The following is a 3,564-nucleotide window of genomic DNA, read 5'->3' on the forward strand; positions in this document are numbered from 1 at the left end:
GGATCGGCGTAGACGGCCACGCTCGCGATCCCGGCATCCCGACAGGCACGGGCAACACGGACAGCGATCTCGCCACGGTTGGCGATGAGCACCTTGCGCACGATGACTCCCTCCTTGAAACAAGCCGAGTTTAGGTACTGGTCACACCTCGCGCCGAGAAGACCCCGGGGGTGAGCTTGACCACACGGAGCGTGAACCAGGGCGCGAACAGGAAGCCAAATCCCCCGTCGCTCCACCGTACGCCCGGTTTTCGGGCTCACGGCGCGGACCGTGATGTGGGCTAGGTCTCTGCCCCGCGGTGCTGCGGCGCTTCGGGTTTCTTTGTGGAATCCCTACGAACGAGGGGCGGAAACTTTGCCGTGTCGTCCTCGCTCGTCCACAGCGAAGACACCGCTTGCTGCACACCTCTTGTCGGCCGCGCTTACCCGTTAGTAGCGTTCGCGTCTGTCGAGCGGAAGAGGGTGGGCGGGGTGGCGCGCAGACCGGTGGCCGCGATAGCTGCGGTGACACTGATCCTGGAAGCGGCCGGAATAGCGCTGTTGAACTGGATCCTGGGGCTGGTCGTGGACCGGCAGCAGATGTCCATGGGCGGGCTCGACACGGACGCGATGTCGGTGGGCACCTGGGTCGCGGGCGGCGTCTTCGGCCTCTATCTGCTGCTGTGCGGGGTGGTGCTGCTGCGCGTCGCGGTGCGCGACCGCGCGCCCGGCCGCTTCGGCCGCATCCTGCTCATCACCTGTGCCGTGGTGCACGGGCTGTTGGGCGCCTTCTCGGTCGGCCTCGTCGGCTGGCCCGCGTTCGGCTTCATGATGGTCGTGCTGGGCCTGATCGTGCTCACCCTGCTCTGGTACGCGCCGGAGGAGGCCGCGCCCGCCGAGTCCGCGGGCAACGGCCAGGACGCCCCCAGCCCCGCCTGAGCGGCTCCTCGGGACGTGCCGCGACCGGCTCAGTCGGTCCAGAGCTCCGTGATGCCCACGCCGACCTCCGCCAGCAGCCGCCGCAGCAGCGGCAGCGACAGCCCGATCACCGTGCCCGCGTCGCCCTCGATGGAGTCGACGAACGGCGCCGAGCGGCCGTCCAGGGTGAACGCGCCCGCCACGTGCAGGGGTTCACCGCTGGCCACGTATGCCGCGACCTCGGCGTCGGTCGGCTCACCGAACCGGACCGTGGTGGAGGCGGTGGCCGAGGTGCGCCGCCCGCTCGCCGTGTCCACCAGACAGTGGCCGGTCCGCAGCACTCCCGCGCGGCCGCGCATCGCCTTCCAGCGGGCGGTCGCCTCCTCGGCGTCCGCGGGCTTGCCCAGCGCCTGACCGTCCAGCTCCAGCACCGAGTCACAGCCGATCACCAGCGACCCCGACACCTCCGGCAGGGCCGCCACCGCGTCCGCCTTGGCCTCCGCCAGCACCCGGGCCAGTTCGGCGGGGGTGTCGGCGCTCAGTGCGTCCTCGTCCACCCCGCTGACGATCACCTTCGGGGCCAACCCGGCCTGGCGCAGCAGCCCGAGCCGGGCGGGGGAGGCGGACGCGAGGACGAGGGTGCGCTGTGCGGTCATGCGCACCAGAGTAGGCCGTCCGTGCGCCGCCCCGCCGGGGTCCCGCCGGGTCCGGTCAGGGCCGCAGCGTCAGGACGCACATCGCGATCATCACGGCGACCGCCAGGACGGTACGGGCGCGCCGGAGCATGGCCTGCGCCCGCCGCAACTCCTCGGGCGGCTCATCGGGCGGCTCGGACCACAGCATGTCTCCGATGGTGGAACGGCGGGCGCCGTCGCGCCTGAGTACGCGTACTCAGGCGCGACGGCGCCCGCCGTTCCACCATCGGAGACATGCTGTGGTCCGAGCCGCCCGATGAGCCGCCCGAGGAGTTGCGGCGGGCGCAGGCCATGCTCCGGCGCGCCCGTACCGTCCTGGCGGTCGCCGTGATGATCGCGATGTGCGTCCTGACGCTGCGGCCCTGACCGGACCCGGCGGGACCCCGGCGGGGCGGCGCACGGACGGCCTACTCTGGTGCGCATGACCGCACAGCGCACCCTCGTCCTCGCGTCCGCCTCCCCCGCCCGGCTCGGGCTGCTGCGCCAGGCCGGGTTGGCCCCGAAGGTGATCGTCAGCGGGGTGGACGAGGACGCACTGAGCGCCGACACCCCCGCCGAACTGGCCCGGGTGCTGGCGGAGGCCAAGGCGGACGCGGTGGCGGCCCTGCCGGAGGTGTCGGGGTCGCTGGTGATCGGCTGTGACTCGGTGCTGGAGCTGGACGGTCAGGCGCTGGGCAAGCCCGCGGACGCCGAGGAGGCGACCGCCCGCTGGAAGGCGATGCGCGGCCGCGCGGGAGTGCTGCGGACCGGCCACTGTCTGGTGGACACGGCGAGCGGGCGGCGCACCTCGGCCACCGCCTCCACCACGGTCCGGTTCGGTGAGCCGACCGACGCCGAGGTCGCGGCATACGTGGCCAGCGGTGAACCCCTGCACGTGGCGGGCGCGTTCACCCTGGACGGCCGCTCGGCGCCGTTCGTCGACTCCATCGAGGGCGACGCGGGCACGGTGATCGGGCTGTCGCTGCCGCTGCTGCGGCGGCTGCTGGCGGAGGTCGGCGTGGGCATCACGGAGCTCTGGACCGACTGAGCCGGTCGCGGCACGTCCCGAGGAGCCGCTCAGGCGGGGCTGGGGGCGTCCTGGCCGTTGCCCGCGGACTCGGCGGGCGCGGCCTCCTCCGGCGCGTACCAGAGCAGGGTGAGCACGATCAGGCCCAGCACGACCATCATGAAGCCGAACGCGGGCCAGCCGACGAGGCCGACCGAGAAGGCGCCCAACAGCCCGTGCACCACGGCACAGGTGATGAGCAGGATGCGGCCGAAGCGGCCGGGCGCGCGGTCGCGCACCGCGACGCGCAGCAGCACCACCCCGCACAGCAGCAGATAGAGGCCGAAGACGCCGCCCGCGACCCAGGTGCCCACCGACATCGCGTCCGTGTCGAGCCCGCCCATGGACATCTGCTGCCGGTCCACGACCAGCCCCAGGATCCAGTTCAACAGCGCTATTCCGGCCGCTTCCAGGATCAGTGTCACCGCAGCTATCGCGGCCACCGGTCTGCGCGCCACCCCGCCCACCCTCTTCCGCTCGACAGACGCGAACGCTACTAACGGGTAAGCGCGGCCGACAAGAGGTGTGCAGCAAGCGGTGTCTTCGCTGTGGACGAGCGAGGACGACACGGCAAAGTTTCCGCCCCTCGTTCGTAGGGATTCCACAAAGAAACCCGAAGCGCCGCAGCACCGCGGGGCAGAGACCTAGCCCACATCACGGTCCGCGCCGTGAGCCCGAAAACCGGGCGTACGGTGGAGCGACGGGGGATTTGGCTTCCTGTTCGCGCCCTGGTTCACGCTCCGTGTGGTCAAGCTCACCCCCGGGGTCTTCTCGGCGCGAGGTGTGACCAGTACCTAAACTCGGCTTGTTTCAAGGAGGGAGTCATCGTGCGCAAGGTGCTCATCGCCAACCGTGGCGAGATCGCTGTCCGTGTTGCCCGTGCCTGTCGGGATGCCGGGATCGCGAGCGTGGCCGTCTACGCCGATCC

8 protein-coding genes are annotated in these 3,564 nt (G+C 71.5%); 4 read left to right on the top strand and 4 right to left on the bottom strand.

Translation table 11 applies throughout. The features are described from left to right. Positions 1 to 101: biotin carboxylase N-terminal domain-containing protein (locus tag AC07FT_RS36335; RefSeq protein WP_158786612.1), on the bottom strand; the 101-nt coding region annotated here is incomplete at its 3' end. Between the two features lie 369 nt (positions 102 to 470). Here AC07FT_RS36335 and AC07FT_RS36340 point away from each other — a divergent pair. Continuing rightward, a complete protein-coding gene (locus AC07FT_RS36340; protein WP_374215364.1) occupies positions 471 to 917 on the top strand; it encodes a hypothetical protein in 447 nt (148 codons plus the stop codon). A 29-nt stretch (positions 918 to 946) separates the two neighbouring features. Here the strand turns inward: AC07FT_RS36340 and AC07FT_RS36345 are convergent, their stop codons facing one another. Further along, positions 947 to 1,552 carry a Maf family protein gene (locus AC07FT_RS36345; RefSeq protein WP_471205094.1) on the bottom strand — a complete coding sequence of 202 codons (606 nt, stop codon included), beginning with the start codon at positions 1,550 to 1,552 and terminating at the stop codon, positions 947 to 949. 55 nt (positions 1,553 to 1,607) lie between these two features. Then, the gene (gene mmpB / locus AC07FT_RS36350; protein WP_302888806.1) at positions 1,608 to 1,739 is read right to left on the bottom strand and encodes a morphogenic membrane protein MmpB; all 132 of its coding nucleotides are present in this window, start codon (positions 1,737 to 1,739) and stop codon (positions 1,608 to 1,610) included. 86 nt (positions 1,740 to 1,825) lie between these two features. Here mmpB (AC07FT_RS36350) and mmpB (AC07FT_RS36355) point away from each other — a divergent pair, with 86 nt between their 5' ends. Both mmpB (AC07FT_RS36355) and AC07FT_RS36360 read left to right on the top strand, forming a co-directional pair. Next, positions 1,826 to 1,957 (top strand): morphogenic membrane protein MmpB, encoded by a 132-nt coding sequence (gene mmpB, locus AC07FT_RS36355; RefSeq protein ID WP_302888806.1) that lies wholly within the window; start codon positions 1,826 to 1,828, stop codon positions 1,955 to 1,957. Between the two features lie 55 nt (positions 1,958 to 2,012). Then, entirely contained in the window at positions 2,013 to 2,618 is a 606-nt protein-coding gene (locus AC07FT_RS36360) for a Maf family protein (RefSeq protein ID WP_471205094.1), read from the top strand. Between the two features lie 29 nt (positions 2,619 to 2,647). On the opposite strand, the gene AC07FT_RS36365 is transcribed toward AC07FT_RS36360, so the two are convergent. Further along, positions 2,648 to 3,094, bottom strand: a complete 447-nt coding sequence (locus AC07FT_RS36365; RefSeq protein WP_374215364.1) for a hypothetical protein — start codon at positions 3,092 to 3,094, stop codon at positions 2,648 to 2,650. A gap of 369 nt (positions 3,095 to 3,463) precedes the next feature. Here AC07FT_RS36365 and AC07FT_RS36370 point away from each other — a divergent pair. After that, positions 3,464 to 3,564, top strand: a 101-nt coding sequence (locus tag AC07FT_RS36370; RefSeq protein ID WP_158786612.1) for a biotin carboxylase N-terminal domain-containing protein, incomplete at its 3' end; no start/stop codon positions are given.

It is taken from the genome of Streptomyces sp. NPDC045899 (assembly GCF_056431485.1).

What these genes read in the sequence shown, in the direction of transcription:
- AC07FT_RS36345 (WP_471205094.1), bottom strand. Translation starts at nt 1,552, where the DNA reads ATGACCGCACAGCGCACCCTCGTCCTCGCGTCCGCCTCCCCCGCCCGG.
- mmpB (WP_302888806.1), top strand. Translation starts at nt 1,826, where the DNA reads ATGCTGTGGTCCGAGCCGCCCGATGAGCCGCCCGAGGAGTTGCGGCGG.
- AC07FT_RS36360 (WP_471205094.1), top strand. Translation starts at nt 2,013, where the DNA reads ATGACCGCACAGCGCACCCTCGTCCTCGCGTCCGCCTCCCCCGCCCGG.
- mmpB (WP_302888806.1), bottom strand. Translation starts at nt 1,739, where the DNA reads ATGCTGTGGTCCGAGCCGCCCGATGAGCCGCCCGAGGAGTTGCGGCGG.